This window comes from Acidovorax sp. GW821-FHT10E04, from assembly GCF_059415185.1.
In genome coordinates this window covers 705,538-730,213 of sequence record NZ_JBWKMT010000003.1, presented here as the reverse complement: position 1 = coordinate 730,213, position 24,676 = coordinate 705,538, and the positions used below count along the sequence as shown (strand labels likewise).

At 67.8% G+C, this 24,676-nt stretch carries 23 protein-coding genes; 7 read left to right on the top strand and 16 right to left on the bottom strand.

Going from position 1 to position 24,676, the window contains the following annotated elements:
• Positions 1-92 precede the first annotated feature (92 nt).
• Positions 93-1,805, top strand: a complete 1,713-nt coding sequence (locus AC07OC_RS12705; RefSeq protein ID WP_218339167.1) for a tannase/feruloyl esterase family alpha/beta hydrolase — start codon at positions 93-95, stop codon at positions 1,803-1,805.
• Positions 1,806-2,599: 794 nt separating this feature from the next.
• Here the strand turns inward: AC07OC_RS12705 and AC07OC_RS12700 are convergent.
• The 3 genes from AC07OC_RS12700 to pobA all read right to left on the bottom strand — a co-directional run bounded on the left by AC07OC_RS12700 (position 2,600) and on the right by pobA (position 4,748).
• On the bottom strand, positions 2,600-2,815 hold the full coding sequence (locus AC07OC_RS12700) for a hypothetical protein (RefSeq protein WP_218339168.1): 216 nt from the start codon (positions 2,813-2,815) through the stop codon (positions 2,600-2,602).
• Positions 2,816-3,086: 271 nt separating this feature from the next.
• Positions 3,087-3,251 (bottom strand): hypothetical protein, encoded by a 165-nt coding sequence (locus AC07OC_RS12695; RefSeq protein WP_218366907.1) that lies wholly within the window; start codon positions 3,249-3,251, stop codon positions 3,087-3,089.
• Positions 3,252-3,575: 324 nt separating this feature from the next.
• Positions 3,576-4,748 (bottom strand): 4-hydroxybenzoate 3-monooxygenase, encoded by a 1,173-nt coding sequence (gene pobA, locus AC07OC_RS12690; RefSeq protein WP_218339170.1) that lies wholly within the window; start codon positions 4,746-4,748, stop codon positions 3,576-3,578.
• Positions 4,749-4,851: 103 nt separating this feature from the next.
• On the opposite strand from pobA, the gene AC07OC_RS12685 reads away from it, so the two are divergent.
• The 3 genes from AC07OC_RS12685 (at position 4,852) to AC07OC_RS12675 (ending at position 6,641) form a co-directional block, all read left to right on the top strand.
• On the top strand, positions 4,852-5,733 hold the full coding sequence (locus tag AC07OC_RS12685; protein WP_494598232.1) for a helix-turn-helix domain-containing protein: 882 nt from the start codon (positions 4,852-4,854) through the stop codon (positions 5,731-5,733).
• 86 nt (positions 5,734-5,819) lie between these two features.
• Positions 5,820-6,197 (top strand): VOC family protein, encoded by a 378-nt coding sequence (locus AC07OC_RS12680; RefSeq protein WP_494598231.1) that lies wholly within the window; start codon positions 5,820-5,822, stop codon positions 6,195-6,197.
• Positions 6,198-6,212: 15 nt separating this feature from the next.
• Positions 6,213-6,641, top strand: a complete 429-nt coding sequence (locus AC07OC_RS12675) for a VOC family protein (protein ID WP_218296596.1) — start codon at positions 6,213-6,215, stop codon at positions 6,639-6,641.
• 30 nt (positions 6,642-6,671) lie between these two features.
• Here AC07OC_RS12675 and AC07OC_RS12670 read toward each other — a convergent pair whose 3' ends face one another.
• Positions 6,672-7,124 (bottom strand): Lrp/AsnC family transcriptional regulator, encoded by a 453-nt coding sequence (locus tag AC07OC_RS12670; RefSeq protein WP_218296595.1) that lies wholly within the window; start codon positions 7,122-7,124, stop codon positions 6,672-6,674.
• Positions 7,125-7,226: 102 nt separating this feature from the next.
• On the opposite strand from AC07OC_RS12670, the gene AC07OC_RS12665 reads away from it, so the two are divergent.
• A complete protein-coding gene (locus AC07OC_RS12665) occupies positions 7,227-7,847 on the top strand; it encodes a LysE family translocator (RefSeq protein ID WP_218339171.1) in 621 nt (206 codons plus the stop codon).
• A gap of 103 nt (positions 7,848-7,950) precedes the next feature.
• Positions 7,951-8,490: an EVE domain-containing protein gene (locus AC07OC_RS12660; RefSeq protein WP_218339172.1), complete on the top strand. Its 540-nt coding sequence runs from the start codon at positions 7,951-7,953 to the stop codon at positions 8,488-8,490.
• A 397-nt stretch (positions 8,491-8,887) separates the two neighbouring features.
• Here the strand turns inward: AC07OC_RS12660 and AC07OC_RS12655 are convergent, their stop codons facing one another.
• The 12 genes from AC07OC_RS12655 to AC07OC_RS12600 all read right to left on the bottom strand — a co-directional run bounded on the left by AC07OC_RS12655 (position 8,888) and on the right by AC07OC_RS12600 (position 24,106).
• Positions 8,888-9,598 carry a hypothetical protein gene (locus AC07OC_RS12655; protein WP_494598229.1) on the bottom strand — a complete coding sequence of 237 codons (711 nt, stop codon included), beginning with the start codon at positions 9,596-9,598 and terminating at the stop codon, positions 8,888-8,890.
• 161 nt (positions 9,599-9,759) lie between these two features.
• Positions 9,760-13,497: a molybdopterin cofactor-binding domain-containing protein gene (locus AC07OC_RS12650; protein ID WP_494601306.1), complete on the bottom strand. Its 3,738-nt coding sequence runs from the start codon at positions 13,495-13,497 to the stop codon at positions 9,760-9,762.
• Entirely contained in the window at positions 13,494-13,997 is a 504-nt protein-coding gene (locus tag AC07OC_RS12645; protein ID WP_494601304.1) for a (2Fe-2S)-binding protein, read from the bottom strand. Before AC07OC_RS12645 ends, AC07OC_RS12650 begins: the two co-directional genes overlap by 4 nt.
• A 22-nt stretch (positions 13,998-14,019) precedes the next feature.
• Entirely contained in the window at positions 14,020-15,192 is a 1,173-nt protein-coding gene (locus tag AC07OC_RS12640; protein ID WP_218296589.1) for an ABC transporter substrate-binding protein, read from the bottom strand.
• A gap of 142 nt (positions 15,193-15,334) precedes the next feature.
• Positions 15,335-16,078, bottom strand: a complete 744-nt coding sequence (locus AC07OC_RS12635; RefSeq protein ID WP_494601436.1) for an ABC transporter ATP-binding protein — start codon at positions 16,076-16,078, stop codon at positions 15,335-15,337.
• A 2-nt stretch (positions 16,079-16,080) separates the two neighbouring features.
• The gene (locus tag AC07OC_RS12630) at positions 16,081-16,866 is read right to left on the bottom strand and encodes an ABC transporter ATP-binding protein (protein ID WP_218296587.1); all 786 of its coding nucleotides are present in this window, start codon (positions 16,864-16,866) and stop codon (positions 16,081-16,083) included.
• Positions 16,863-18,773: an ABC transporter permease gene (locus tag AC07OC_RS12625; RefSeq protein ID WP_218296586.1), complete on the bottom strand. Its 1,911-nt coding sequence runs from the start codon at positions 18,771-18,773 to the stop codon at positions 16,863-16,865. The genes AC07OC_RS12630 and AC07OC_RS12625 overlap by 4 nt, the downstream gene beginning before the upstream one ends.
• A 169-nt stretch (positions 18,774-18,942) precedes the next feature.
• The gene (locus AC07OC_RS12620) at positions 18,943-20,148 is read right to left on the bottom strand and encodes an ABC transporter substrate-binding protein (RefSeq protein ID WP_218296585.1); all 1,206 of its coding nucleotides are present in this window, start codon (positions 20,146-20,148) and stop codon (positions 18,943-18,945) included.
• Between the two features lie 74 nt (positions 20,149-20,222).
• Complete coding sequence (locus AC07OC_RS12615) at positions 20,223-20,807, bottom strand: amino acid synthesis family protein (RefSeq protein WP_494601302.1); 585 nt, start codon at positions 20,805-20,807, stop codon at positions 20,223-20,225.
• Between the two features lie 48 nt (positions 20,808-20,855).
• On the bottom strand, positions 20,856-21,497 hold the full coding sequence (locus AC07OC_RS12610; protein ID WP_218296583.1) for an amino acid synthesis family protein: 642 nt from the start codon (positions 21,495-21,497) through the stop codon (positions 20,856-20,858).
• Positions 21,498-21,518: 21 nt separating this feature from the next.
• The gene (locus AC07OC_RS12605; protein ID WP_494601300.1) at positions 21,519-22,445 is read right to left on the bottom strand and encodes a UPF0280 family protein; all 927 of its coding nucleotides are present in this window, start codon (positions 22,443-22,445) and stop codon (positions 21,519-21,521) included.
• A gap of 11 nt (positions 22,446-22,456) precedes the next feature.
• Positions 22,457-24,106 carry a 6-hydroxynicotinate reductase gene (locus tag AC07OC_RS12600; RefSeq protein WP_218339180.1) on the bottom strand — a complete coding sequence of 550 codons (1,650 nt, stop codon included), beginning with the start codon at positions 24,104-24,106 and terminating at the stop codon, positions 22,457-22,459.
• A gap of 174 nt (positions 24,107-24,280) precedes the next feature.
• Between AC07OC_RS12600 and fdxA the strand changes: the two genes are divergently transcribed.
• On the top strand, positions 24,281-24,610 hold the full coding sequence (gene fdxA / locus AC07OC_RS12595) for a ferredoxin FdxA (protein ID WP_218296580.1): 330 nt from the start codon (positions 24,281-24,283) through the stop codon (positions 24,608-24,610).
• Positions 24,611-24,676: the final 66 nt, after the last annotated feature.

The following is a 24,676-nucleotide window of genomic DNA, read 5'->3' as shown; positions in this document are numbered from 1 at the left end:
CGCCCACAGCGTGTTGAGGCCACGCCGCGGGTTTCCTTGCGCCTCAGAAAAACAGGAGACACACCATGAGCTTGAAAAAAAGAAGGACCAGAATGCGCGCCCATCCCATCGCTTTGTCGGCCGTGACCACGGCCCTGCTCATGGGCTGCGGCGGCTCGTCCGATGCCGCCCTGCCCCAGCTCTCCGCCGCCACACCGGCCCCCCTACAGTCGTGCGCCACGCTCGCCACCAGCCTGGCCCTGCCCGACACGCGCATCACCTCCGCCGAGCAGGTGCCCGAGGGCCCCCTGGCCCTGCAGGGCGTGACCACCCAGGCGCCCGCGCACTGCCTCGTCAAGGGCAAGATGAAGGAGCGCACCGGCCCCGTGGATGGCGCCAGCTACGCCATCGGTTTCGAGATGCGCCTGCCCGTGGCGTGGAACGGCCGCTTTCTGCACCAGGCCAACGGCGGACTGGACGGCAGCGTGGTCACCGCGCTGGGCTCGGTGAGCGGCGCCGCGCCGGTGGCCCCCGGCCTGGTGCAGGGCTTTGCGGTGCTCAGCTCCGACGCAGGCCATGGCGCGCCCACTCCCTTCTTCGGCGTGGACCCGCAGGCCCGGCTGGACTACGGCTACCAGGCCGTGGGCACCCTCACCCCCATGGCCAAGAACCTCATCAAGAGCGCCTACGGCAAGGCGCCCGACCGCTCGTACCTGGCCGGCTGCTCCAACGGCGGCCGCCACGCCATGGTGGGCGCATCGCGCTATGCCGACCAGTACGACGGCATCCTGGCGGGCAACCCCGGCTTTCACCTGCCCAAGGCCGCCACCACCCAGCTGTGGAAGGCCCAGCAGTACGCCAAGGTATCCACCAAGGACGCCACCACCGGCCTGCCCGACCTGAACACGGCCGTGAGCCCCGCCGAGTTCAAGCTCATCGGCAGCAAGATCGTCGCCAAGTGCGACGCGCTGGACGGCGTGGCTGACGGCCAGGTCAACGACGTGGCCGCCTGCCAGGCCGCCTTCAACCTGCAGACCGACGTGCCCACCTGCACCGGCGCGCGCGACGGCTCCTGCATCACCAGCGAGCAAAAGGGTGTGCTGGCCAGCATCTTTGCGGGCCCCAGGAACAGCAAGGGCGAGGCGCTGTACACGGGCACCTGGTTCGACCCCGGCATCGCGGGCGCCAACTTCGCGTCCTGGCACTTCGGCTCGCCAGCCACGCGCGACGCAGGGGCCGTGGCCTTCATCTTCACCTCGCCCCCGTCCACGGTGGCCGCGTTCACCGCCATCCCCGGCATGCAGTACGCGCTGAACTTCAGCATGGAGACGGACTACCCCAAGATGTTCGCCACCAACACCACGTACACCGAGTCCCCCTGGTCCTACATGACCCCGCCCAACGAAGCCGACCTGAGCACCCTGAAGAACCGGGGCGCCAAGATGATCGTCTTCCACGGCGTGGCCGACGGCGTGTTCTCGCCCATGGACACCGCCCACTGGATGGACCGCCTGCAGGCCAACCACAGCGGCAAGGCCGATGCGTTTGCCCGCCTGTTCCTGGTGCCCGGCATGAACCACTGCTCCGGCGGCCCCGCCACCGATCAGTTCGATATGCTGGCCCCGCTGGTGGCTTGGGTGGAACAAGGCAAGGCACCCGACAGCGTGACGGCCAAGGCGCGCGGCGCAGGCGCCAATGTGGTGAATGCCGAGCTGCCTGCCAGCTGGTCCGCCAACCGCACCCGGCCGCTGTGCGTGTACCCCAAGGTGGCGCGCTACAACGGCACGGGGGATGTGGAGAATGCGAGCAGTTTCAGCTGCAAGTGATGGCGGATTGAAAGTGGGAAGCCCGGCTTGTGCCGGGCTTTTTCATCGGGCAAAGGGGTGACTAGAAGCGCTGCTGCGTGCAGCCCCGGAAGTTCCAGACTTTTGGGCCCGGGTTACACACTAGTGAGAAGCGATTTGCGCAGGTTCATTGGCAGCTTTGCAGCGGTTGCTGCCGTTCGCATCTCGGTCACGAATGCGTACTATCGGCCAGGAGCAGTCGGTGGCGGCTAGCAAAGCGGACGCTCAACGTTCGACATGAGCGGCAGCTAGCGGCTTGCCGACAGCTGCCGCTCGATGGGGAGGTTAGATGTACCTCGTCGACTAGGCTCTGAGCTAGGTGCGGATTTGGGCTCGGAGTCAGACCTGCACATCGCTTGCGAGGCAAGCGCTACATCGATAGCAAACATCAACACCGAGGCCCCCATGCGCACAAACAGCCGTGCGCGCAGTAAAGCAAACACCCCAAGTGCAAGCAATACAAGGACGCCAGGCACAAGGAACTCGTGGCATCCGAGTACCGCGAACAATAGCGCTAGCAGAACCAGGCTGCACAAGACGCCAATCGAGATCGCCACAGACGCTTTCAAAGGGCACCTAACGTTTGACATGAGGAGCGTCCACGCGCGATAGCTCTTGGACGTAGCTCACGGTACAGGCTGAGCACCGCATCTTGGTCCGACTCACGCGCTCGACGAATTTGCATTCCTTTGCCTCCAGCTAGTTCCTGATTCTGCGACGAACGTCCGCTTTCGAGGGGGTTGGATCCAACCGTCTGCAACGGCTGGTTTTGGCGGCTATGCGAAGTATTGAATTGCCAGCCAAACAAGAAGTGCACTGCAAGCCGCCACTTGAATACGCTTGCTAATTGCATTCAGACGGTTAATTTCTACATCGAGTTGCGCAGATTTTTGTGAAGACCTGCGCTTGCTTAGCTTGGCGATTTTTACAGCCAAGACTGACTGCACAACGGCAAAGATAAGCAGAACTATTGCGACTTGATACCTAGTCATGGCGGCTTCTTCTGGTCGAGGTGAACGGCATCAGCCAACGGCCGGTACTGGCCGATAGTACTCATTCACGAAAGTGGAGCGTACGTCCGCAACCGGCCTGAAGCGGTCGCCCGTCTGTTACTGTACTTTCGCACTCAATTCGCAAGCTCGATTGCCAGCCGGTTGACAGTGCCGAAGTCACGCCAAGCAACGACATTGGCAGGGCTGGATACAGGGTGGAGTAGGCGCACGGAGTTGGGTTGACGCAGCTATGACCATCGACAGCAATTAGCTATTGCTCCGACGCGCCCGGTGTGCGTTCAGTCGGCAATGGCGATCTGCTGGCTTCGCTCTTCGCCTTCTTCCCTTGGTCGTAATGCCACTTGATGGCAAAGAACATGCCGATGCCGAACACGGCCACCTTGAACACAATGAAGACTATCGGGACCCAATCCATTGTTGAGATTTTCCTGGCTGTTGATTGGCACTCTCTAACGCGAAGTGCACTGCCTAAAACGCTGCGTCTGCAGCTTCATCGTGTTCAAGCCATCGTCAACGCTGACGCCGACACCACTGGGCAAATGATCTGAAAACTTGGTGTGATGCTATCGAGCCTACCGTCCTGGCGTAAGCATCAGTTCTGCCTAAATTTTGCGTAGCAGATGGAGACCGCTGCCCAACGCGACTGCCTGCACTGAACGCCGATTTGGGCGTAGAAAAAGGCTTGCAAGAGGAAACCCCATGCAAGCCTTTGATTGGGTGACGTGCTACTGCCGGGTGACTAGAACGGCAACCCCACGTAGTTCTCCGCCAACGACCCCAGCGCCTTCTCGGACGAGAACAGATACGCCAGGTCCGTGTCCTGCAGCTTCTGGTCGTAGGCCAGCGAGTCGGGGAAGGTGTGCAGCATGGTCGTCATCCACCATGAGAAGCGCTGGGCCTTCCACACGCGGGCCAGGGCCTTTTCGGAGTATTTGTCGAGGCCGGTGCTGTCGCCGTTTTGGTAGTGGGCGACCATGGCGTGGTACAGGTAGTAGATGTCCGACGCGGCGCTGTTCAGGCCCCGCGCGCCGGTGGGCGGCACGATGTGGGCGGCGTCGCCCGCCAGGAACAGGTTGCCGTAGCGCATGGGCTCGGCCACGAAGGAGCGCAGGGGGGCGATGGACTTTTCGATGGAGGAGCCGGTGATGAGCTTGGCGGCCACCTCGGCGGGCAGGCGGCACTTGAGTTCGTCCCAAAAGGCTTCGTCGGACCAGTCTTCCACGTTGTCGGTCAGCGGCACCTGGATGTAGTAGCGGCTCAGCACTTGCGAGCGCAGCGAGCACAGCGCGAAGCCGCGCTCGTGCTTGGCGTAGATCAGCTCGGGCGAGACGGGTTGGGTGCGCGAGAGCACGCCCAGCCAGCCGAAGGGGTAGACCTTTTCATACTCCTTGAGCACGTCGCGCGGGATGGACTTGCGGCTCACGCCGTGGAAGCCGTCGGCGCCGATGACGAAGTCGCAGTCGATGCGCACCACCTCGTCGCCTTGGCGGTAAGTCACATACGGGTTGGCGCTTTTGAGGTCGTGGGGCTGCACGTCTTCGGCGTTGTGGATGACGACGCCCTTCATGCGGTCGCGCGCTTCGTACAGGTCGCGCGTCAGCTCGGTCTGGCCGTACACCACCACCGAGCTACCACCGCTGTACTTGTGCAAATCGACCCGTTCCATCTTGCCGTCGTGGGCGATGATGAAGCCGTCGTGGATCTCGCCCTCCTTGTCCATGCGCTCGCCGCACTGGGCCTCGCGCATGAGTGCGGCGAAGCCGTGCTCCAGCACGCCGGCGCGGATGCGGCCCAGCACGTATTCGCGGCTTTGGCGCTCCAGCACGATGGTGGCTATGCCCTTGAGGTGCAAGAGCTGGGAGAGCATGAGGCCCGAGGGGCCTCCGCCGATGATGCAGACCTGGGTTTTCATGGTGTCTCCTGTGGTGGTTGGTGCGTTCATGACATGGGTCAAACGGACCACCCAAAGATACGTGGCACAGTCGCCGCGTTGAATGGACGGATGGAGCCAGAACATGCACTTTTCGAACATCGGAACCATCCACTCGTACAGCCTGTTCGGCGAGTCGCAACACCTGCCCGATGTGCTGCACTGCGAGACAATTGCCGAGCGCTCGGTGCTGCACGACTGGGAGCTGGCGCCGCACCGGCACACGCGGCTGCACCAGGTGCTGCTGATCACCTCGGGCGGGGGCGTGGCGCACCTGGATGGCGAGCGGATTGCGCTGTTTGCGGGTGCGCTCATCAACGTGCCGCAGGGGCACGTGCATGCGTTTCGCTTCACGCAGCACACGCAGGGCTGGGTGGCCACGCTGGCCGATGAATTGATGGACGAGATTTTTGTGCGCGTGGGCGATGTGCGGCGCGACCTGGCGCGGCCCGCCGTGGCGCCCGCGCCGCCTGAGCTGCACCAGGCCATGGGCCAGATCTGGCAGGAGTTCTCGGGCCGCGCCAAGGCGCGTGCGCTGGTGCTGCGGGGCCTGAGCGCCACGCTGCTGGGCTGGGTGGCCCGGGCCACGGAAGAGCACAGCCCGGGCGACGCTGCAGCACCAGAGTCCAGCCTGGTGCTGCGGCTGGAGGCGCTGATCGAGGCGCATTTTCTGGAGCACTGGCAGGTGGCGGACTATGCGCGCGCGCTGGCCGTATCGCCCACGCACCTGAGCCGGGTGGCCCGCGCCACCACCGGGGTGTCGGCCCAGCGCCTCATTGAGGCGCGCCTGATGCGCGAGGCGCGGCGCAACCTGGCCTACACCCATCTGGGCGTGGCCACCATCGCCTACACGCTGGGCTATGCGGACCCGGCGTACTTCACGCGTGCCTTCACGCGCGATGCGGGCCTGTCACCCCGCGCGTTTCGTGCGCAGGTGGCTGCGTCGGCGCCCACCCCGGCGATGTGATGCCGCGTGACAGGCTGCTGACACGCCGCTGTCAGCAGCCCCCGATCACCATCAGGGCTTCTTTCTTTCACACACAAGGAGCCCCCATGAAAAACGCCGTCGCCTGGTTCGAGATCCCCACCACCCAGCTGGACCGCGCCCAGGCCTTTTATGAAGCCGTGCTGGCCCAGCCCATGCGCCGCGAGAACATGGGCCCGAGCGAGGGCGCCGTGTTTGCCTACGACCCCGCGGCCGATGGCGCGGGGGGCGCGCTGATGATGGGCCCCACGGCGCCGCAGGTTTCTGGTGGTGGCACACTGGTGTACCTCGATGCATCGCCCTCGCTCGACGCCGCGCTGGAGCGCGTGGTGGCCCAGGGCGGCCGCGTGGCCCTGCCGCGCCAGGCACTGCCGCCGGGCATGGGGTTCTTCGCGCACATCCATGACCTGGATGGCAACCGCGTGGGTCTTCACGCACTGTCTTGAAGAAAGGACAACCGCATGGAAACACAGGAACTGCACAGGGGCCGCCTCATCGACCACATCCAGCTGGTCGTGCGCGACCTGCCGGCCAGCCAGGCCTTCTATACCGCCGTGTTCAAGGCGCTCCAGGTGCCGATGGGCGGCACGGGCGAAGGGTACTTCTGGGCGGATGAGCTGTTTGTCTCCACCGCCGACAGCGCCGCCGCCCAGGGCCATCTCACGGGCCGGCACCACCTGGCCTTCCAGGCCCGGGACCGCGCCATGGTGGAGGCATTCCACCAGGCCGCCCTTGCCCATGGCGGCACGGACAATGGCGCCCCGGGCGAGCGGCCGTACCACCCCGGCTACTACGCCGCCTTTGTGCTGGACCCGGACGGCAACAACATCGAGGCGGTGTTCCACGGCGAGGCGCAGCGCAGCGCGCCGTCGGTCAAGGTGACGTTCTGATGGCCTGACGCCCCGGGCCCCGCCACTGGATCAACAACCCACCTCGGGGCGGGCCAGGCCGCGCAGCGGTATCGGCGTGGAGAACACGATGGAAGTGCGTGTCTCTCCATAGCCATTGATGTCGCCCAGGAAACGCTCCAGATCCGGCAGGTCGCGCGCCACCACCTGCAGCACATACGAATCGTTGCCGCTGACATGGTGGCATTCCAGCACCCGCGCGGATTGGCGCAGCTTGTCGATCAGCGCCTTCTTGCCGGGCTGCGGCACGTTGATGCCCACCACCGCCCGCACGCCGTAGCCGACCTGGGCGGGGTCGATGTCGGCATGCACGCCACGCACCACCCCGGCCTCCTGCAGGCGCCGCAGGCGCTCCAGCGTGGCGGGCACCGACAGCCCGACCGTGTGCGCCAGGTCCTTGAGGGATGCACGCCCGTCGGCCTGCAGCGCGGTGATGAGCCGCCAGGCCTTGTCATCGACTTCCATGGAACGCCTTTTTGAGTAAATGCAGAAAAATAGGAAACCAGAATTGAAAAATACCTAATTTTCAGCATTCTCCTTCGCAAGGCACCCCCCTAGCATCGGTGCATGGACTTCGCACCACTCACCCTCTTTCTTCAAGCCGCCCTCATTGGCGTCCTCATCGCGGCCCCCGTGGGGCCCATCGGCCTGTTGACGATGCAGCGCACCCTGGAGCGGGGCCTGGCGGCCGGGCTGGCCACCGGCCTGGGCGCCGCTGCCGCGGACGCGGTGTACGGCGCCATCGGCGCCTTCAGCGTGCGCTGGCTGATCGACCTGCTGGCCAGCGCCAAGACACCGCTCGCGCTGGGCGGCGGCGCGCTGCTGCTGGTGCTGGCCTGGCGCACCTGGCATGCGCCGGTAGCCCACACCGCCGCCCCGGCGCGCGATGCGCGCGGCCTGCTGGGCCTGGCGGCGGGCACCTTTGCGCTCACGCTGGCCAACCCGGCCACCATCGTGTCGTTCATCGCGGTGTTTGGGTCGCTGGGCGGCGGCCGGCAGGCCATGCCGTCACCGCTGTGGATGGTGGCGGGCGTGCTGGCTGGGTCGGCAGCGTGGTGGCTGCTGCTGACCGGCGCGATCGCGTACCAGCGGCGGCACTTCACGCCGGCCTGGCGCCAGCGCATCAACCAGGCATCGGCGCTGCTGCTGGGCGGGTTCGCGCTGTGGCAGTGGGTGCAGCTGGTCTGACGGCTCGTGTACCCAACGCAGGAGATGCTGCAAGGGTACTGACACTGCGGTGTCAGCAGCCCGCCCGCACCATCGGTGGCTTCTTTGACCAGGAGCTTTTCTCATGACCGACGCCGTGCTGCAACACACCCTTTGGCCGGATGCCGAGCCCGTGCGCATGGAAACGTCCGTGTCGGCGGCAACCTCTGGCGCCCCAGCGCGCCGCAACTGGATCGCCGTGGCCTGCGCCCAGCACGCCCGCCGGGGCTGCGCCACACCCGGTGCGGGCTACATGCAGGTGTGCCACGGCAAGGCAGCGCCGCTGCAGCGCATACGGCCCGGCGACCGCGTGGCGTACTACGCGCCCACGGTGACCATGGGTGGCAAGGACCGGCTGCAGGCGTTTGTCTCCATCGGCCTCGTGCTGCCGGGCGCGCCGTATGCGTTTGACATGGGCGGCGGGTTTGTGCCGTCGCGGCGGGACGTGGCCTATGTGCCTGCACGTGAGGCGGCGATTGCGCCGCTGCTGGACGATTTTGAATTTGTGGACGACCGCCAGCGCTGGGGCAGCAAGTTCCGCTTTGGGCTGCTCTCCGTCAGCGACCATGACATGCGCCTCATTGCGCGGGCCATGCGAGCCGAATTGCAATTGCTACATTTTTAGTAGCCACCAGTGCAATCGGGGCCAGCGCTAGGGCCCTAAAAGATTCAAAATTGACTTTGAATGGCCGCGTGGCGCGTCAGCACACCGCCATCAGCGTGTCTACCACCCTGCGTTGGGCGGCGGTCAGGGCGGCATAGCCTTCACGCAGCAATCGCAGCACGATCTCGTGGATTTCCAGTTCACTAGCGGGCATGGTCTTCTCCTTGAACGACAGTGGACGGCCGCTGCTTGGGCAGGCCGATGACGTGGGCGCCTGCCACAACAATGCGGGCGCCCGGGCCTGCCCCACCATGGACCAAGCCCCGATGTCACTGTGCCGAGGCGGCAGCGCAGGCGGTGGCGCGATAAACGGGGAAGTTCGCGGCCTTTTTCGCGCGCCGCTCTGCAATCAAAAAGCCTAAGGGGAGGTGGCCCCGGGCACGTAGGCGTCGATGACCGGCGGCTCGCTGTCCCCCGCAGCGGTGCGGGCCAGCTTGAGCCAGGTCCAGGTCTCCACATCGGGCGCGTCGTAGCTGCCGTAGGACTGCCCGCCCCACGAGAAGTACGAGCCCTTGTTGCCCGTGCTGACGGTGCGCTTGCCCACGGCCAGCCCGCCATCCTTGAGCAGCGCCAGCCTGAAACCCTGCAGCACGCCCGAGACCCCAGGCTCCTTGTCCGGCGACACGGTCTGCGGGACCAGGTCGAGCATGCCGGAGCTGCAGCGGGCCTGCGCGCCGCCGTAGGTGACCAGACTCCACTGCCGAGTCAACGAGGTGCGCACGTTGCGCGCGCGGTTGACGGTGCGCGTGCGCAGCGTGGTTTCGCCGCGCTGCTGCTGTACCCAGACCTGCATCTCCGGCGAACCGGTGAAAAACGGCAGGCTGCCCCGCACACCACCGGGCTCCACCGGCGGCCAGGCGTACACCCCTTGCAGCGACGGGCAGCCGAACCAGCTGCTCTGCACGGGGCCAAACGCCGGGGGCGGCTTGGGCGACCCCTGCACATCCGGCCCGCAGGCCGTGAGGGCCAGGCAGCACAGGGCCAGCGTTGCGGCCCCGCCTATGCGCTGCGCGCGCCGGTGCGGGGTGCGCAAGGCGCTATGCGATGGCAAGGGGACGGCATCTGTCATGGTGTCTGGGCGATGGTGCAACCCGATTGTCGGGCTGAACACGGGGCCTGCATTTGCTCCATTTTTGATAGCTGCTTGCGCATGTTCCACTAGCGCCTCAGCACCAAAAAGCTTCAAAACGTGTTGACGCTCGCCCAGAGCGGTTCTGCGAGATCGTCAGCTTAAGGATGCGCAGGCCCCGCCCGCACACGGGCCAGCGCCTCGGGCACATCACGCCACGCCGGGCGCCCGGGGGCGTAGCGCTGGCGCATGTAGCCTGCCAGCTCGGTGATCTGCGCGTCGCTGAGCGCGTGGCCAAAGCCGGGCATGAAGCCGATGTCGCGCGCGGCGGGTTCGCGGATGCCGTGCACGATGACCTGCAGCAGGTTGTCGGGCCGGTCGCTGTGCAGGTTGCTGTTGAGGGCCAGCGGAATGTTCACGCCCAGCAGCTTCGGCCCGTCGCCGTCGTGGTGGCAGGCGGCGCAAGCGCCGTTGAACAGGCGCTGCGCGGAGCCGGGCTGGGGCGCGAGCGCGGCGGCCTGGGCCACGGCCGCCGTGGCGCGGGCCCGCGCCGCGTCGGCGGCAGGCTCCGTGGCGGCCGTGAACGAGGCGAGGTAGGTGGCCATGGCGCGGATGTCGCCGTCGGGCAGGTGCGCCAGCTCGCGCACCACGGGCGCCATGGGGCCGGAGGCGCTGCCGTGCTGCGCGCTGTGGCCGTGGCGCAGGTAGCCGTAGAGCGACTCGGCGCTCCAGGGCACGGGTGCCTTGGACAAGCCGGTGAGCGCGGGGGCCTCCCACCCGTCGATGAGCGCGCCCGACAGGAAGGCCGCCCCGCCCTGCTCCGCGCCCAGCGCATTGCGCGGCGTGTGGCAGGCGCCGCAGTGGCCCACGCCCTGCACCAGGTAGGCGCCCCGGTTCCACTCGGGCGGGCGCGCGGGGTCGGGCTTCCAGGGCGTGGCGTCGTGGAACAGCGCGTTCCATCCAGCCATGAGCGGGCGCACGCTGAAGGGGAATGCAAGTCGGGTGGCGGGCACCTCGGCGCGCACGGCGGGCTGCGCCATGAGGTAGGCGTAGACCGCCGTGAGGTCGTCGTCGCTCATCTTCGCGAACGAGGTGTACGGGAACGCCGGGTACAGGTGGCGGCCGTCGCGCGAGATGCCCTCGCGCATGGCGCGCTGGAAGGCGCTGAACGACCACCGGCCGATGCCGGTCTCGGCGTCGGGCGTGAGGTTGGTGGTGTAGACGGTGCCGAACGGCGTTTCCATGCCGCGCCCGCCCGTGTTGGGCGTGCCGCCGGGCGCAGTGTGGCAGACCACGCAGTCGCCCGCGGCGGCCAGCAGGCGGCCGCGCTCGATGGTGGCGGCGTTGTACACCGCCGCACCACCCGCCGTCTGCACCACGGGCGCGATGGACGGGCGCCAGCCCAGCAGCGCGGCGCCCATGGCCAGCCCACCCGCGGCCAGGGCCAGTGCACGCGCCCAGGGGCTGCGCTGGCGCGGCCACGTGGCGGTGGCGGGCACGGTAGGCGCTGGCAGCTCCAGGGTGGGCAGCACGTCGGCAAGCTGCGTGGTGGCGGTGCCTGCCGTGCCCGCATCTCCCGCACCGGCGTTGCCCGGCAGCGGATTGAGCCCGGCGCGCACCACCTCGGGCGTGAAGGGCGGCGCGCGAAAGCGCACACCCGTGGCGTCGAAGATCGCGTTGGCGATGGCCGCCGTGCCGGGCACGGAGGACGACTCGCCCGCACCCAGCGGCGCCTCGTCCTGCCGGGGCATGTGCATGACCTCGATGACCGGCACCTCGCGGAAGCTCAGGATCGGGTAGCTGCCCCATTCGCGCGTGTCCACCGCCTGCGTGACGGGGTCGAAGCGCACCTGCTCCTTGAGCGCGCGGCTGGTGGTCTGCACCACGTTGCCGTGCACCTGGTGCTCCACGCCGGCCGGGTTGACCATGAGGCCCGCATCGTGCCCCACGACCACGCGGCGCACATGCACCTCGCCGGTCTTCCGGTTCACGTCCACGTCGGCCACCCAGGCCGCCCAGGCGGCGCCAAAGCCCGGCCACTTGCTGTGGATGTAGCGCGCGTAGGCAAAGCCCTGGCCCTGCACCCAGTCGCCGTCCAGCCCGCGCTGCAAGGGGCCGGTGCGGCGCACCCAGCCCGCCTTTTCCGCCGTGGCCTGCACGAGCTCGGCCGCGCGCGGATCGTTCAGCAGCTGCAGGCGGAATTCGACCGGGTCCACGCCCGCCGCCGTGGCCAGCTCGTCCACATAGGACTCGTGCGCGAACGAGTTGGGCAGCGCCGAGACGCCGCGCAGCCACGAGGCCCGCACGATGGGTGCCATGTCGTTCACGGCCACGCGCAGGTTGTCGTAGCCGTAGGGCGGGCGCGCGGTGCGGTCGCCCATCTCGTAGGCCTGGGCCACGGGCTCGATGGTGCGCGTGAGCAGCAGGGCCAGCGTGGGCGCGCCGTTGGAGGGGTAGGAGGTCTCGAAGTCGTAGGCCGCCACCGAGCCATCGGCGTTGAGCCCGCCACGCACCTGCATGAGCTGGGCCGTGCCCTTGGGCTCCCACAGGTGCTCCTGCTCGCGCGTGAGCTGCACGCGCACGGGCGCCCCCACGGCGCGCGAGAGCAGCGCAGCATCGGCCGCCACGTCGTCGGCCCCGTTGCGGCCGTAGCAACCCGCAGCCTCCATGCGCACCAGGTCGATGTCCACGTCGGCCAGGCCCATCAAGCGGGCCAGGTCGGCGCGCAGCACATGGGGGTTCTGCGTGCCGGCCCAGACCGCCATGCGCGGGCGGCCGGTGGTTTCGTCCTGGCGCCACTCGGCCACCGCGCACGACGGGCCGATGGAGCCGTGCAGCTGGTAGGGCCACACATAGGTGCGCGGCATGGGCTGGTCGGCAGCGGCCAGCGCGGCATCCACATCGCCCTCGTCCACCAGGCGGCGCTGGGTGGCGGGGTTGGCGCGAATGGCCTGCTCCACCGCTTCAGCGCTGTCCTGGCGCGGGAAACCGGGCCAGTGCTTCCACTGCACCTTCAGCTCGCGCAGGGCTTGCTCGGCCTGCTCCTCGCGCTCGGCGACGATGCCCACGAAGTCGCGGATCACCACCACCGCGCGGATGCCCGGGATGTGGGCGATGGACGACTGGTCCACCGATTCCAGCGTGTTGCCGATGAAGTCGCCATGGTCGGCGCCCGCATAGGGCGGGCGCACCACGCGCCCATGCAGCATGCCGGGCACGCGCATGTCGTGCACGAAGACCAGCTCGCCGCTGACCTTGGCGGGGATGTCCACGCGCGGCACCGGCTGCCCGACCACGGTGTAGTCGGCCGCGGGCTTGGTGGGCGTGGCCTCGGCCAGCTCCAGGGCGGTGTGCGCGCCAGCGAGCAGTTCGCCATAGGCCACCTGGCGCGCCGGTTCGGCGGCCGCCTGCACCACCCCGGCCTGCACCCGCAGGGTGTCGGCCGCCACGCCCAGGCGCGCGGCGGCGCGCGCCACCAGCCAGTGGCGCGCCTGCGCCGCGGCGATGCGCAGCGGCCTGGCGTGGATCTGGATCGAAGCGCTGGCGATGGTCGCACCCTGGTTGGGCGCGCGCGCAGTGTCGCCCAGCACCATGTGCACCCGGGCCAGCGGCACATCGAGTTCCTCGGCCACGATCTGCGCCAGCGCCGTGCGGATGCCCGTGCCCAGGTCGACGTGACCGTTGAGCGCGGTCACGCTGCCGTCGTCCCACACGGCAATCAGGATTTCGACCCCCTCGGCCGGATTGCCCGCCACCAGCGCGGGCTGGCCTTTGACGGGCGGCGGCGCGGGCGGCGGGTTGCGCACCACCAGCAGCACACCCTGCGCGGCATGGAAGTCAGCGCGGGTCAGGGGTGCGTGGGCGCGCAATGGCAAGGCGCCGGCGGGCGTGGTGCTCATGCCTTGGCCTCCCGCATCAGCACGGCCGCGCGCAACACGGCGCGGATGATCTCCACATGGGTGCCGCAGCGGCACAGGTTGCTGGCCAGTTCGCGGCGGATGGCGGCCTCGTCGGGGTCGGCGTTGCGCTCCAGCAGGGCCACGGCCATCATCACCATTCCGCTCAGGCAATAGCCGCATTGCGCGGCCTGCTCGTCGATGAAGGCCTGCTGCACCGGGTGCAGCCCCGCGGCCCGGCCGCAGCGCGCCGGCAGCCCCTCCAGCGTGGTCACGTCGCGCCCCGCCGCGCCCCGCGCGGGGATCACACAGGCCCGCGCGGCCACGCCGTCCACCAGCACCGTGCACGCGCCGCACTGCCCCAGGCCACAGCCGTACTTGGGGCCGTTGAGCTGCAGGTCGTTGCGCAGCACGTGCAGCAGCGTGGCGCCGTCCGCACCGGTGGCGGGCAGTGCGCAGGGCTGGCCGTTGACGGTGGCCGTGGCGCTGGGGGTGGCGTGCATGGGGCGAACGGACTCCTGGCCTTCAGCGCTTCAAGGTGCCCGAGCGCGTGTACATCTCCAGGTCCACGAAGTTGGAGCCATTGTGGTTGCCCGGGCCGTATTGCAGCGGGAAGTCGCCGAGCTTGGTCGTCCCCATGTCCTCCATGGCCTTGATGAAGCCATCGCGCGTGAGGTTGCGGCCCGCGCGCCTGAGGCCTTCGACGAACACGCGCGCGGCGATGTAGCCTTCCAGCATGGTGTAGCTGTCGATCTTCTCGCCGGCGTCCGCGCGGTCCTTGCGGTAGTCCGCCACGATGGGCATGCGGCTGGACTGGGGCGACGGCACGATGCTGGCGGTCACCAGCCCTTCGATGCCGCCGTTCAGGCGCTGCGCAGATCCCGGCGCGTCGGTGATGCCGACGGAGATGGTGTACAGCGGCGCCGCGCTGCCGCTGGCACGGTAGTCGCGCAGGAACACTTCCACCATCTTGCCGGCCATGATCATCACCACGGCACCGGGCTGGGCCTTGGTGAGCGTGGCAACCTGGGGCTTGGCGTCGGTGGCGGCGATCTCCATGGGCACGGATTCCACCACCTTCACCTTCAGGCCCTGCGCGATCTGCAGGCAGGTCTCGAGGTTGGACTTGCCGAACGCGCTGTTCTGGTAGATGACGGCAATGTTGTTGATGCCCAGGGTGGCCAGGTGGCCCACGATCTTGCGCAGCTCGGTCTCGTAGCTGGCGCGCACGTGGAACAGGTGGCGGTTGTGGTTGGTGCGGAACGAGGTCGTGCCCACCAGCGGCGCGAACATGGGCACGCCCGCCTTCTCGGCGATGGGCATGGCCGCGATCAGGTTGCCCGTGGCCACGTAGCCGATCAGCGCGAACACCTTGTCCTCCTCGATGAGGCGCGTGGTGTTCTCGGCGGTCTTCTTGGGCTCATAGGCGTCGTCGTGCGAGACGAGTTCCAGCGCACGCCCGTGCACCCCGCCGGTCTTGTTGGCCTTGTCGAACGCCAGCACGATGCCGGCCTTGTAGTCCACCCCGAAATCCTTGGCCGGCCCCGTGAAAACGGCCGACTGCCCCACCTTGATGCGGGTGTCCGTCACCCCGGTCTCGGCCGCTGCCGGGCCAGCGGCTCCCAGAGCGGCGGCGGCCAGGGCCGTCAGCACCACCCGGCGGTCGATGCTCCCATCCTCCATCCCACGAAACTTCATGAAACGCTCCTTACATCAAAGGCGCAAGTTTCCCTGCAAGCGAAGCGGCTGTGCAACCATTTCCGCGAGGTGTTGTGAATCCGTCATAGCCGCCACCCCGGGCCCTGGCCGCGCCATGGGCGGGCGGGCAGCGGCCATGGTGCTATACGCTGAGGTAGGCGCGGCGAACCTCTTCGTTCGCCGCCAGCTCCGCCATCGTGGCCTGGTAGCGGATCTGCCCCTTCTCCAGCACATAGGCGCGGTCGGACACCAGTTCGGCAAAGTGCATGTTCTGCTCGGACAGCAGGATGCTCACGCCCTGTTCCTTGAGCTCCAGGATCATGTGCGCCATCTGCTCCACGATCACAGGCGCCACGCCTTCGGAGGGTTCGTCCAGCAGCACCAGGTAGGGGTTGCCCATGAGCGTGCGGGCCACGGTCAGCATCTGCTGTTCGCCGCCGCTCATGCGCCCGCCCGGGCGCTGGGGCATTTCGCCCAGGTTGGGGAACAGCTTGAAGAGACGCTCGGGTGTCCACACCGGGGCTGCCGTGCCATCGGGCCAGCTGCGGGCGGGCTGGCGCCCCACCTCCAGGTTTTCCATCACCGTGAGGTCGGTGAACACGCGGCGGTCCTCGGGCACGAAGCCCAGGCCCAGGCGCGCCGCATCGTGCGGGTCGCTTTTGGAGATGTCCTGGCCCATGAACCGGATCTGGCCCTTGCGCTTGGCGAGCATGCCCATCAGCGTCTTGAGCGTGGTGGACTTGCCCGCGCCGTTGCGGCCCATCAGGGCCACGACCTCGCCGCGGCGCACTTCCAGGTCGACGTCGTACAGGATCTGCGCGGCGCCGTACCAGGCCTGCAGCCCTTGGGCCTGCAGCAGCACTTCTTTGGGTTCGTTGGTCGTCATGCTCATGCGGCCTCCGCAGCAGCGGCTGCCGTTTTCTTCTCGAAGGTCTTGCCGGTGCCGAAGTACACCTCCTGCACCTTGGGGTGGTCGCGCAGCTCCAGGGGCTTGCCCTCGGCGATGAGCCGCCCGCGCGCCAGCACGATCATGCGGTCGGCGTACGCGAACACCACGTCCATGCTGTGCTCGGTGAACAGCACGGCCATGCCGCGGTCGATCACGAGCTGCTTGGTGAGCGCCATGAGTTCGTTGCGCTCCTTGGGCGCCATGCCGGCCGTGGGCTCGTCCATGAGCAGCAGCTTGGGCGCGTTGGCCATGGCGATGGCCAGCTCCACGCGCTTCACATCGCCATAGGCCAGCACGCTGCAGGGGCGGTCGGCCTGGGACTTCATGCCCACCTGGTCCAGCAGCGCCAGGGCTTCTTCTCGCTTGTGGTCGGCCGCCTTGCGCCACATCGCGAAAAGGCGGCTGTCGTGGGAGATCAGCGCCATCTGCACGTTCTCCACCACGGTGAGGGAGGCGAAGGTTTCTGCGATCTGGAAGGTGCGGCCCACGCCCATGCGCCAGATGTCGCGCGGCTTGCGGCCCACGAGCTCCTGGCCGTGGAGCTGGATCGAGCCCGCGTCCGCCGCCAGCTGGCCGTTGACCATGTTGAAGGTGGTGGACTTGCCGGCGCCGTTGGGGCCGATGAGTGCCAGCAGTTCGCCGGCGGCCAGCTCGAAATGGATGCCATCGACGGCCTTGACGCCGCCAAAGGACTTGCCCAGGCCCGTGACTTTGAGCAAGCTCATGCCTTGCCCTCCTGCTTGTTGATATCGGCTTCGCGCCGGTTGTCGAAGAGCTGCTTGATGGCCCCCGCAATGCCCTGGGGGAACAGCAGCACCAGGATCAGGATGATGGCGCCCAGCATGGCGCGCCAGTAGTCGGTGTTGCGCGCCACGGTGTCGTGCAGCCAGGTGAACGTGACGGCGCCCACCACGGGGCCCGCGAGTGTCTGGATGCCGCCCAGCAGCACCATCACCAGGCCATCGACCGATCGGCCCACGTGCAGCGTCTCGGGCGAGATGCTGCCCTTGGAAAACGCGAACAGCGCGCCGCCCAAGCCCGCGAACAGCCCGGCGATCACGAAGGCCGTCCACTGCATGCGCTTGACGTCGATGCCGATGGCATCGGCACGCAGCACCGAATCACGGCCTGCGCGCAGCGCATAGCCGAACGGCGAGAACAGGATGCGGCGCAGCAGCAGCACGCCCCCCACGACCAGTGCCAGCGTGAGGTAGTAGTAGTTGCGCTTGTCCGACAGCCAGGCCGCCGGCCACACGCCGGTGAGGCCGTTGCTGCCGCCGGTGAAGCCATCCCACTGGTAGCAGATGGCCCAGGTGATCTGCGCGAAGGCCAGCGTGAGCATGGCCAGGTACACACCCGACAGCCGCACGCAGAACCAGCCGTAGATGAGCGCGCCCGCCGCGGCCGCGAGCGGTGCCAGCACCAGGGCCAGCTCCATGGGAATGCCCGCAGAGCGCACCAGCAGCGCCGCCGCGTAGGCCCCCAGGCCAAAGTAGGCCGCATGGCCGAACGAGTGCATGCCCGCCGGGCCCATGATGAAGTGCAGGCTGGCCGCGAACAGCGCGGCGATCAAGAGGTCGATGAACAGCACGGTGAGGTACGGCGAGCCGGCCGTGAGCAGCGGCAGCAGCACCAGCACGGCCACCAGGGCCACGCCGCCGAGCTTGAACCAGCGGTCGGGCGCGCGCAGCGGTGTCTCCGGCAGGCCCGTGTTGCGGCTCACGCCCTGCGGACGGCCCATCAGTCCCCAGGGGCGCACCACCAGCACCACCGCCATCACGAGGAACTCCACCACCAGGGTGAGCTTGGAAAAGGAGACGCTGTAGCCGAGGATCTCCACCACGCCCAGCCAGATGCACACGGCCTTGATCTCCGCGATCAGCAGGGCCGCCACATAGGCGCCCGGGATGGACCCCATGCCGCCCACCACCACCACCACGAACGCGGCGCCGATGGTGTTCAGGTCCATCTCCAGCGTGGCGGGTTCGCGCGGTAGCTGCAGCGCGCCACCCAGGCCCGCCAGCAGGGCGCCGAGCGCGAACACCGCCGTGAACAGCCAGGCCTGGTTCACGCCCAGCGCGCTGACCATCTCGCGGTCCTGCGTGGCGGCGCGCACCAGCGTGCCCCAGCGGGTGCGGGTGAGCAGCAGCCACAAAAGGCCCAGCACCACCGGCCCCACCACGATCAGGAACAGGTCGTACGAGGGGAATTGCCGCCCCAGGATGTCCACCGAGCCCGACAGGCCCGGCGCGCGCGGGCCGAGCAGCTCCTCGGGGCCCCAGATCCAGAGCGCGGCATCCTTGATCACCAGCACGAGCGCGAAGGTGGCCAGCAGCTGGAACAGTTCGGGCGCCTTGTAGATGCGGCGCAGCAGCACCACCTCGACCAGGGCGCCGAGCGCGCCGACCACCACGGCCGACAGCAGCAGCGCTGGCCAGAAACCCAGGCCCGTGCCCAGCTTGGCCACCAGCGAGTAGGCGACGTAGATGCCCACCATGAAGAACGAGCCATGCGCGAAATTCACGATGCGCGTGACGCCGAAGATCAGCGAGAGCCCGGCGCCCACCAGGAACAGCGAGGAAGCCCCCGCCAATCCGTTGAGCAGCTGAACGATAAAACTCGAAAAACCCATCTCAGGTCTCCACGGCGCTACCTACGCGCCGCCCACAGCCTATGAAACTGGCGCACCCCAGGCCAGGGCAGCCGAGCAAGGGCCGCCCCGCAGCGGGGGCGGCGCCCCCTTCCCGCGCACAGCACGGCAGAAGGGGGAAGACGCGAAGCGTCTCAGGGAGGGTTGCGACTCAATCCGCGGGGCGCATCTTCTTGACTTCGTCGTTGCTGGGCTGCACCTTGCTGCCATCCACGTAGCGGTAGTTCACCATCACGCCCTTGCCGCCCTCGTTCTTGGTGCGGCCCACGTAGCCGCCCATGGTGGACTGGTTGTCTTCGGCCCGGTAGACGATGGGGCCGAAGGGTGTGGGCACCTGCAGGCCCTTGAACGCGACCACGAGCTTTTCGGTGTCGGTGGAGCCGGCTTTCTTCATGCCCTCGGCCAGCGACTTGATGGCGCTGTAGCCCACGATGGAGCCCAGGCGCGGGTAGTCGTTGAACTTGCCCTGGTAGGCCGTCTGGAAGGCCTTGTGCTCGGGCGTCTGGATGCCGTACCAGGGATATCCCGTGACGATCCAGCCGTTGGGCGCCTCGTCCTTGAGCGGGTCCATGTACTCCGGTTCGCCCGTCAGCAGGCTGACCACCTCACGGTCCTTGAACAGGCCCCGCGTGTTGCCTTCGCGCACGAACTTGGAGAGGTCGGCACCGAAAAGCACGTTGAAGATCGCATCGGGCTTGGCATCGGCCAGGGCCTGCACCACGCTGCCCGAGTCGACCTTGCCCAGCGGCGGCGCCTGCTCGACGACGAATTCCACGTCCGGCTGGGCCGCCTTGAGCAGCTGCTTGAAGGTGGCCACGGCCGACTGGCCGTATTCATAGTTGGGGTAGACCAGCGCCCAGCGCTTCTTCTTCAGGGCGACGGCCTCGGGCACCATCATCGACACCTGCATGTACGTGGAGGGGCGCAGGCGGTAGGTGTAGCGGTTGCCGTTCTGCCACACGATCTTGTCGGTCAGCGGCTCGCCGGCCAGAAAGAAGAATTTCTTTTGCTTGGCGAAGTCCGTCAGCGCCAGCCCCACGTGCGACAGGAAGGACCCCGTGAGCACATCGACCTTCTCGCGGGACACCAGCTCCTCGGCGGCCCGGACCGCGTCGCCGGGGTTGCCGTTGTCATCGCGGATGACCAGCTGGACCTTCTTGCCCAGCACGCCGCCCGCGGCATTGATCTCGTCAACGGCCAGCTCCATGCCTTTCTTGTAGGGCTCCAGGAAGGCGGGCTGCGCCTTGTAGCTGTTGATCTCGCCAATCTTGATGACATCCTGGGCGTGCACAGGGGCCAGCGTGATGGCCAGCGCGGCCGCAGCCGTGGCACGCATGAGGTTTCGTCGCATCGTCATGGGGAAACTCCTGAAAGGTGGGTTGGGGAGACAGGGGGGATGGTGGTGGGTGATGGTAGTGCCGGGGACCGCGCTCAGCGCAGCCCGTCCGTACCCTGGATTTCGGACGCCTTGAGGCCGCCCACGCGGGGCAGCGGCCGGCCGCCGTCCGTCACGACGACGGCGACGACGATTTCGTTGGCCCGCGGCGCGTCTGCCACGCGGGCCTCCATGGCGTCGAAATGGCTGCGCACGTAGGCCGCGTCCTTGTGGCCCAGGGGCACGTCGATGGCCGTGCCCAGGCCACCGATCTTCTTGCTCGACGGCACCAGCGCGGCGCCTTTTTCCACCGCCACGCGCAGCGGGGCGCCCAGCTTGGGGTGCAGGATGGCGGCGGCGTGCTCCAGTTCCCCCGCCTCGCCCACGATGGCGGCCTTGCCATAGCTCTGCGCCTGGCCCGGCTCGATGCCCAGCGCGGCGACGCAGCGGGCGCCCAGCAGGGCCCCCAGCTCCTCGCCGATGGCCACCAGCTCGTCGAGGTTCTCGACATAGCGGCCCGCAAAGGGGTTGTCGATCACGGCCATGGCGAGGGCCTTGCGCACGGGGGGCTGCACGTCGCGCCCCATCTCCACGCGGACTTCATCCGTCTGGACAACGATTTTCCGGATCTTGGCTGGCATGTGTTGCTCCTTGGTTTTCTTGTGGATGCGGCAGTGGGCCTGGCGCCTTCAGCGCAGGCCGTCCCATTGGCTGATGTCGGCGGCCTTGAGCCCGCCGACGCGGGCGTGGATGCGCGCGCCCGTGGTCATGGCGAGGATGAAGACGATTTCATCGGACGCGGGCGCTCCGGGAACGCGCACCTCGATGGCATCGAAGTGGCTGCGCACGTAGCTGGCGTTGATGTGGGTGAGCGGAACATCCAGCGCCGCGCCGGGGCCGCCGACCTTCTTGGTGGAAGGCACAATGGACAGGGCATTGGCGGGCTGCCCGGTCTTCTTTTCCGCCTGGCCCTTGGCATAGGCGTTGCGGTCGCCCTTCCAGCCCAGCAGCTCGCGCATGGCATAGCCGCCGGGCACGTGCCACAGCGCGCCATGCTCCAGCTCGCCGGCGGCCCCGACGATGGCGCCCTTGCCGTAGGTCGCGATGCGCTCGGCGGGCACGGCCATGGCCTTGAGCAGCCGCTGGGCCATGTCCAGCCCCACATCCTGCAGGGCGTCCATCATCGGGAGGATGTCCGGCTCATACCGGCCGGAATAGGGGTTTGTCAGCACCGCGCCGATGGCGCCGCGCAGCAGCGGCACATCGGCCACGGGCCCGAATTCATGCCGGACTTCCTCGAGATGGGTGAAAACACGTCGTATCTGGATCATTTTGGAAACCTGTGCAATTCGTTAAGCAAATACCGAACCAACTTCTGCCTGCGGCGCCATTTCCACCGGCAGCGCCATGCCATCCGCCGCTGGCTGCGCCGCCGCGGTGGCCACGAACTGGCCCTGGCAGGCGAGCAGGGCGAACCACAGCAGGCCCTGTGCCTGCAATTCTTGCGCCTTTTGCAGCCCCTGCCCCAGCGCGCGATGCGCGAGCCCGGCAGGCAATGGCGGAACATCCACTGTGACAGGAATGGCACCCAGATCGCTGTCATCGCGGACCCGCCATGCCGGCATGCGCAGGATGCGTTCGTCATCCACATTGACGGCATTGGCCACGATCGTGGCCGCGGCGTCGGCCTCGGCCGCCGTGCGGGCCAGCACCGTGACGCTGTCGGCAATGCCCAGCGAGTGGCTGCGCCCGCGCCAGCCGCTGGTGGCCACGCCGCGCACGGGCATGGCGCTGTCGATGCGAATCTTCCCGTCCAGGACCAGCCCGTGGCGCCATTGCGCGGCGTCCAGCGCGGCGATGTCGGAATACACCCCCACGGTGGCCGACTGCCCGGGGGCCAGGTGCAGCGCGATGTCTCCGCCATTGTTGACCCAGGCCCGCCCAATGCCGTCCTGGGCATAGCACCCGAGGATCTCCTGCGCCACCGACCCCGCGACCGCAGCCATCGCGGTGATGAAGCCTGCGCGGTACGGCCTGCAGGCCGTCCACATGCGGCGCGCGACCACGCCGCGCAGGGGACAGGCGCCCCCCTCCACCGGCGCGCGCAGGGCGGGCAGCTCGTCCACCAGTTCCTGCAGCAGACCCTCGAAACGCGCCCAGGCACGCTCATGGGCCCGGGCCACGGCATCGGCTGCGCCCTCCGCCTGGATGACGAGATCCATGGGCCCGTGCTGGAAATGCCAGCGGCCGTCGGACAGGGGATTGCGGCAGGCTTGCATGGCGGTGCCGCTCAGCCCAGCAGGGGCGGGCGCCCCAGCGGCCAGGGGTTGGCGGACGGCAGCGTCTGCCATGCCAGCGCCTGGGGCGCGCCGTCGTTGTGCCACGCGCCGTGCTCCAGCACCTCGCGCAGGCTGCGGATCTGCCCCGCATGGCCGCCCAGTGCTTCGTAGTCGGTGCGGCGCATGCTGAATTCGATGGGCGCCACGATGGCGGGCGTGGGCACGGTGCCAAAGCTGTTGTCGGGCATGCGCAGCACATCGGCCATCACGGTGATGCCGCCACCGGGCCACACATAGGCCGGCGCGCCGCCGCAGGTCACATTGACCAGCGCATTCTTGATGGAGCGGGTGAGCAGCACGGGGTTCTCGGTGACGCCGGCACGCAGGCTGCCGCCCGCGCCGCCGAGGAAAAGCACCGAAGCCAGCGAGGGCTCGCAGTTCTCGCCGATGCGGTCCACGATGCGGCGCACTTCGGAAGGCATCTGCGCCTCCACCGGGTTCAGTTGCCCGTCCAGCACATACCAGCAGGCATGCTCGCCCGTGGTGGATGTCATGAGCAGGCGCAGGCCGGGCCATGCCACCTCGGGGTCCCAGCCTTCGATGATGGCCAGCGGGTCGGCAATATCGGTGCCGCCCCAGCCCGTTCCCGGATTCGCCACCTGGAAATAGCGCCCCGGCGTGGACTTTCGCCCGCGCATCTGGATGCCAGAGGACTTCATGTCCAGGCAGCGCCCAGCCTGGTGCTCGGTCAACACGCCGGTGATGTGGTCGTCCACCACCACCACCTCATCCGCATGGCCGAAAAACTGGCGCGCGAAGATGCCGATGGCGGCCGAGCCGCAGCCCACGCGCATGCGCTGCTCGGCCACGCCGTTGACGATGGGCGCGCGCCCGGCCTGGATCACGAGCTGCGAGCCGCCGTCGATGGTGAACTCCACGGCCTGCTTGTTGCCCAGCAGCTGCATCATCTCGGCGGTGACGCGGCCTTCCTTCTTGGTGCCGCCGGTCAGGTGGTGCACGCCGCCGAGCGACAGCATCTGCGAGCCGTATTCCGCCGTGGTCACGTGGCCCACCACCTCGCCCTTGCAGCGCACATTGGCCTGCTCGGAGCCGAGGAAGCGGTCGGTGTCGATCTTCACCTTGAAGCTGCAGTAGCTGAAGATGCCTTCGGTGACCACGGTCACCATGTCCACGCCCTGCACCTGGGAGCCCACGATGAACGGCGCGGGTTTGTAGTCAGGATAGGTGGTGGACGAACCCACGCCCGTCACGAAGACCTCTTCGCTCAGCAGCAGGTCGCCCGACCAGGGCGCGGGCGGTGTGCAAGGCGCGCTCCCCGCATCGCTTGCGGCGGCATCCGCACCGCTCTGCTGCGCGGCCTGGGCCCGCGCCGCGAACGGCACCAGCGTGGCCTCGCCGGCCTCCAGGGTCTTGCGCAGCACCACCACCGGGTCCAGCCGCACCAGCACCCCGGCGTGGTTGGCGTAGCGGTCGCACGCCCCCGCGCGGCCCTCGGAAATCTGGCACAGCACCGGGCACGCATTGCACTCGACCTTGGCCGCGTTCATGCGCTCATTGCGGGGCCGGGCGCGCTCGAGCACCTGCGGCAGATCCGGCGCATCCATGCCCGGAAGCCCATCGGTCTTGGTGTGTTCAGTCATCGTGCGGCCCATTCATTGCATCTTTTCAAATGCTTGTACGCTCAGTGCATTTTGTGTAGCATTCACTTAACTTAAATGTTGTGATCACTACATTTATCGCGAATGTAGCGTAATCATCCATGGTCCGCAATGGTGTTTTCGCACCCCCCGAAAAGGTGCATGAGGAGCCCCAATATGACGCACGTTGTCACTGACGCATGCATTCGGTGCAAGTACACCGATTGCGTCGACGTATGCCCGGTCGACTGCTTCAAGGAAGGGCCGCAATTCCTGGTGATCGATCCCGACGAGTGCATCGATTGCGCGGTGTGCATTCCCGAATGCCCGGCCAATGCCATCTACGCGGACACGGACCTGCCGGCGGAGTTCGCTGCCTTCCTGGAATTCAACAAAAACCTGGCCCCGGGCCTGCCCACAATCACCAAAAGAAAGCCTCCACTTCCAGATGCGGAACAATGGAGGGTTGTGAGCCACAAGCTTTCCGGCCTGGATATCGCGTTCTGACGCGCTCCGGGAGCGGACTTCAGCCAGTTTTCCCCTGTTTTCTTCAACTTTCCCGACCCAAGCACC

Bases quoted from the DNA above. Each gene is read 5' to 3' on its own strand.
- AC07OC_RS12705 (WP_218339167.1), top strand. From the start codon at position 93: ATGCGCGCCCATCCCATCGCTTTGTCGGCCGTGACCACGGCCCTGCTC.
- fdxA (WP_218296580.1), top strand. From the start codon at position 24,281: ATGACGCACGTTGTCACTGACGCATGCATTCGGTGCAAGTACACCGAT.
- AC07OC_RS12670 (WP_218296595.1), bottom strand. From the start codon at position 7,124: ATGGAAGTCGATGACAAGGCCTGGCGGCTCATCACCGCGCTGCAGGCC.
- AC07OC_RS12660 (WP_218339172.1), top strand. From the start codon at position 7,951: ATGACCGACGCCGTGCTGCAACACACCCTTTGGCCGGATGCCGAGCCC.
- AC07OC_RS12675 (WP_218296596.1), top strand. From the start codon at position 6,213: ATGGAAACACAGGAACTGCACAGGGGCCGCCTCATCGACCACATCCAG.
- pobA (WP_218339170.1), bottom strand. From the start codon at position 4,748: ATGAAAACCCAGGTCTGCATCATCGGCGGAGGCCCCTCGGGCCTCATG.
- AC07OC_RS12630 (WP_218296587.1), bottom strand. From the start codon at position 16,866: ATGAGCTTGCTCAAAGTCACGGGCCTGGGCAAGTCCTTTGGCGGCGTC.
- AC07OC_RS12645 (WP_494601304.1), bottom strand. From the start codon at position 13,997: ATGCACGCCACCCCCAGCGCCACGGCCACCGTCAACGGCCAGCCCTGC.
- AC07OC_RS12695 (WP_218366907.1), bottom strand. From the start codon at position 3,251: ATGGATTGGGTCCCGATAGTCTTCATTGTGTTCAAGGTGGCCGTGTTC.
- AC07OC_RS12600 (WP_218339180.1), bottom strand. From the start codon at position 24,106: ATGACTGAACACACCAAGACCGATGGGCTTCCGGGCATGGATGCGCCG.
- AC07OC_RS12625 (WP_218296586.1), bottom strand. From the start codon at position 18,773: ATGGGTTTTTCGAGTTTTATCGTTCAGCTGCTCAACGGATTGGCGGGG.
- AC07OC_RS12620 (WP_218296585.1), bottom strand. From the start codon at position 20,148: ATGACGATGCGACGAAACCTCATGCGTGCCACGGCTGCGGCCGCGCTG.
- AC07OC_RS12605 (WP_494601300.1), bottom strand. From the start codon at position 22,445: ATGCAAGCCTGCCGCAATCCCCTGTCCGACGGCCGCTGGCATTTCCAG.
- AC07OC_RS12685 (WP_494598232.1), top strand. From the start codon at position 4,852: ATGCACTTTTCGAACATCGGAACCATCCACTCGTACAGCCTGTTCGGC.
- AC07OC_RS12650 (WP_494601306.1), bottom strand. From the start codon at position 13,497: ATGAGCACCACGCCCGCCGGCGCCTTGCCATTGCGCGCCCACGCACCC.
- AC07OC_RS12640 (WP_218296589.1), bottom strand. From the start codon at position 15,192: ATGAAGTTTCGTGGGATGGAGGATGGGAGCATCGACCGCCGGGTGGTG.
- AC07OC_RS12665 (WP_218339171.1), top strand. From the start codon at position 7,227: ATGGACTTCGCACCACTCACCCTCTTTCTTCAAGCCGCCCTCATTGGC.
- AC07OC_RS12655 (WP_494598229.1), bottom strand. From the start codon at position 9,598: ATGACAGATGCCGTCCCCTTGCCATCGCATAGCGCCTTGCGCACCCCG.
- AC07OC_RS12615 (WP_494601302.1), bottom strand. From the start codon at position 20,807: ATGCCAGCCAAGATCCGGAAAATCGTTGTCCAGACGGATGAAGTCCGC.
- AC07OC_RS12635 (WP_494601436.1), bottom strand. From the start codon at position 16,078: ATGACGACCAACGAACCCAAAGAAGTGCTGCTGCAGGCCCAAGGGCTG.
- AC07OC_RS12700 (WP_218339168.1), bottom strand. From the start codon at position 2,815: ATGACTAGGTATCAAGTCGCAATAGTTCTGCTTATCTTTGCCGTTGTG.
- AC07OC_RS12680 (WP_494598231.1), top strand. From the start codon at position 5,820: ATGAAAAACGCCGTCGCCTGGTTCGAGATCCCCACCACCCAGCTGGAC.
- AC07OC_RS12610 (WP_218296583.1), bottom strand. From the start codon at position 21,497: ATGATCCAGATACGACGTGTTTTCACCCATCTCGAGGAAGTCCGGCAT.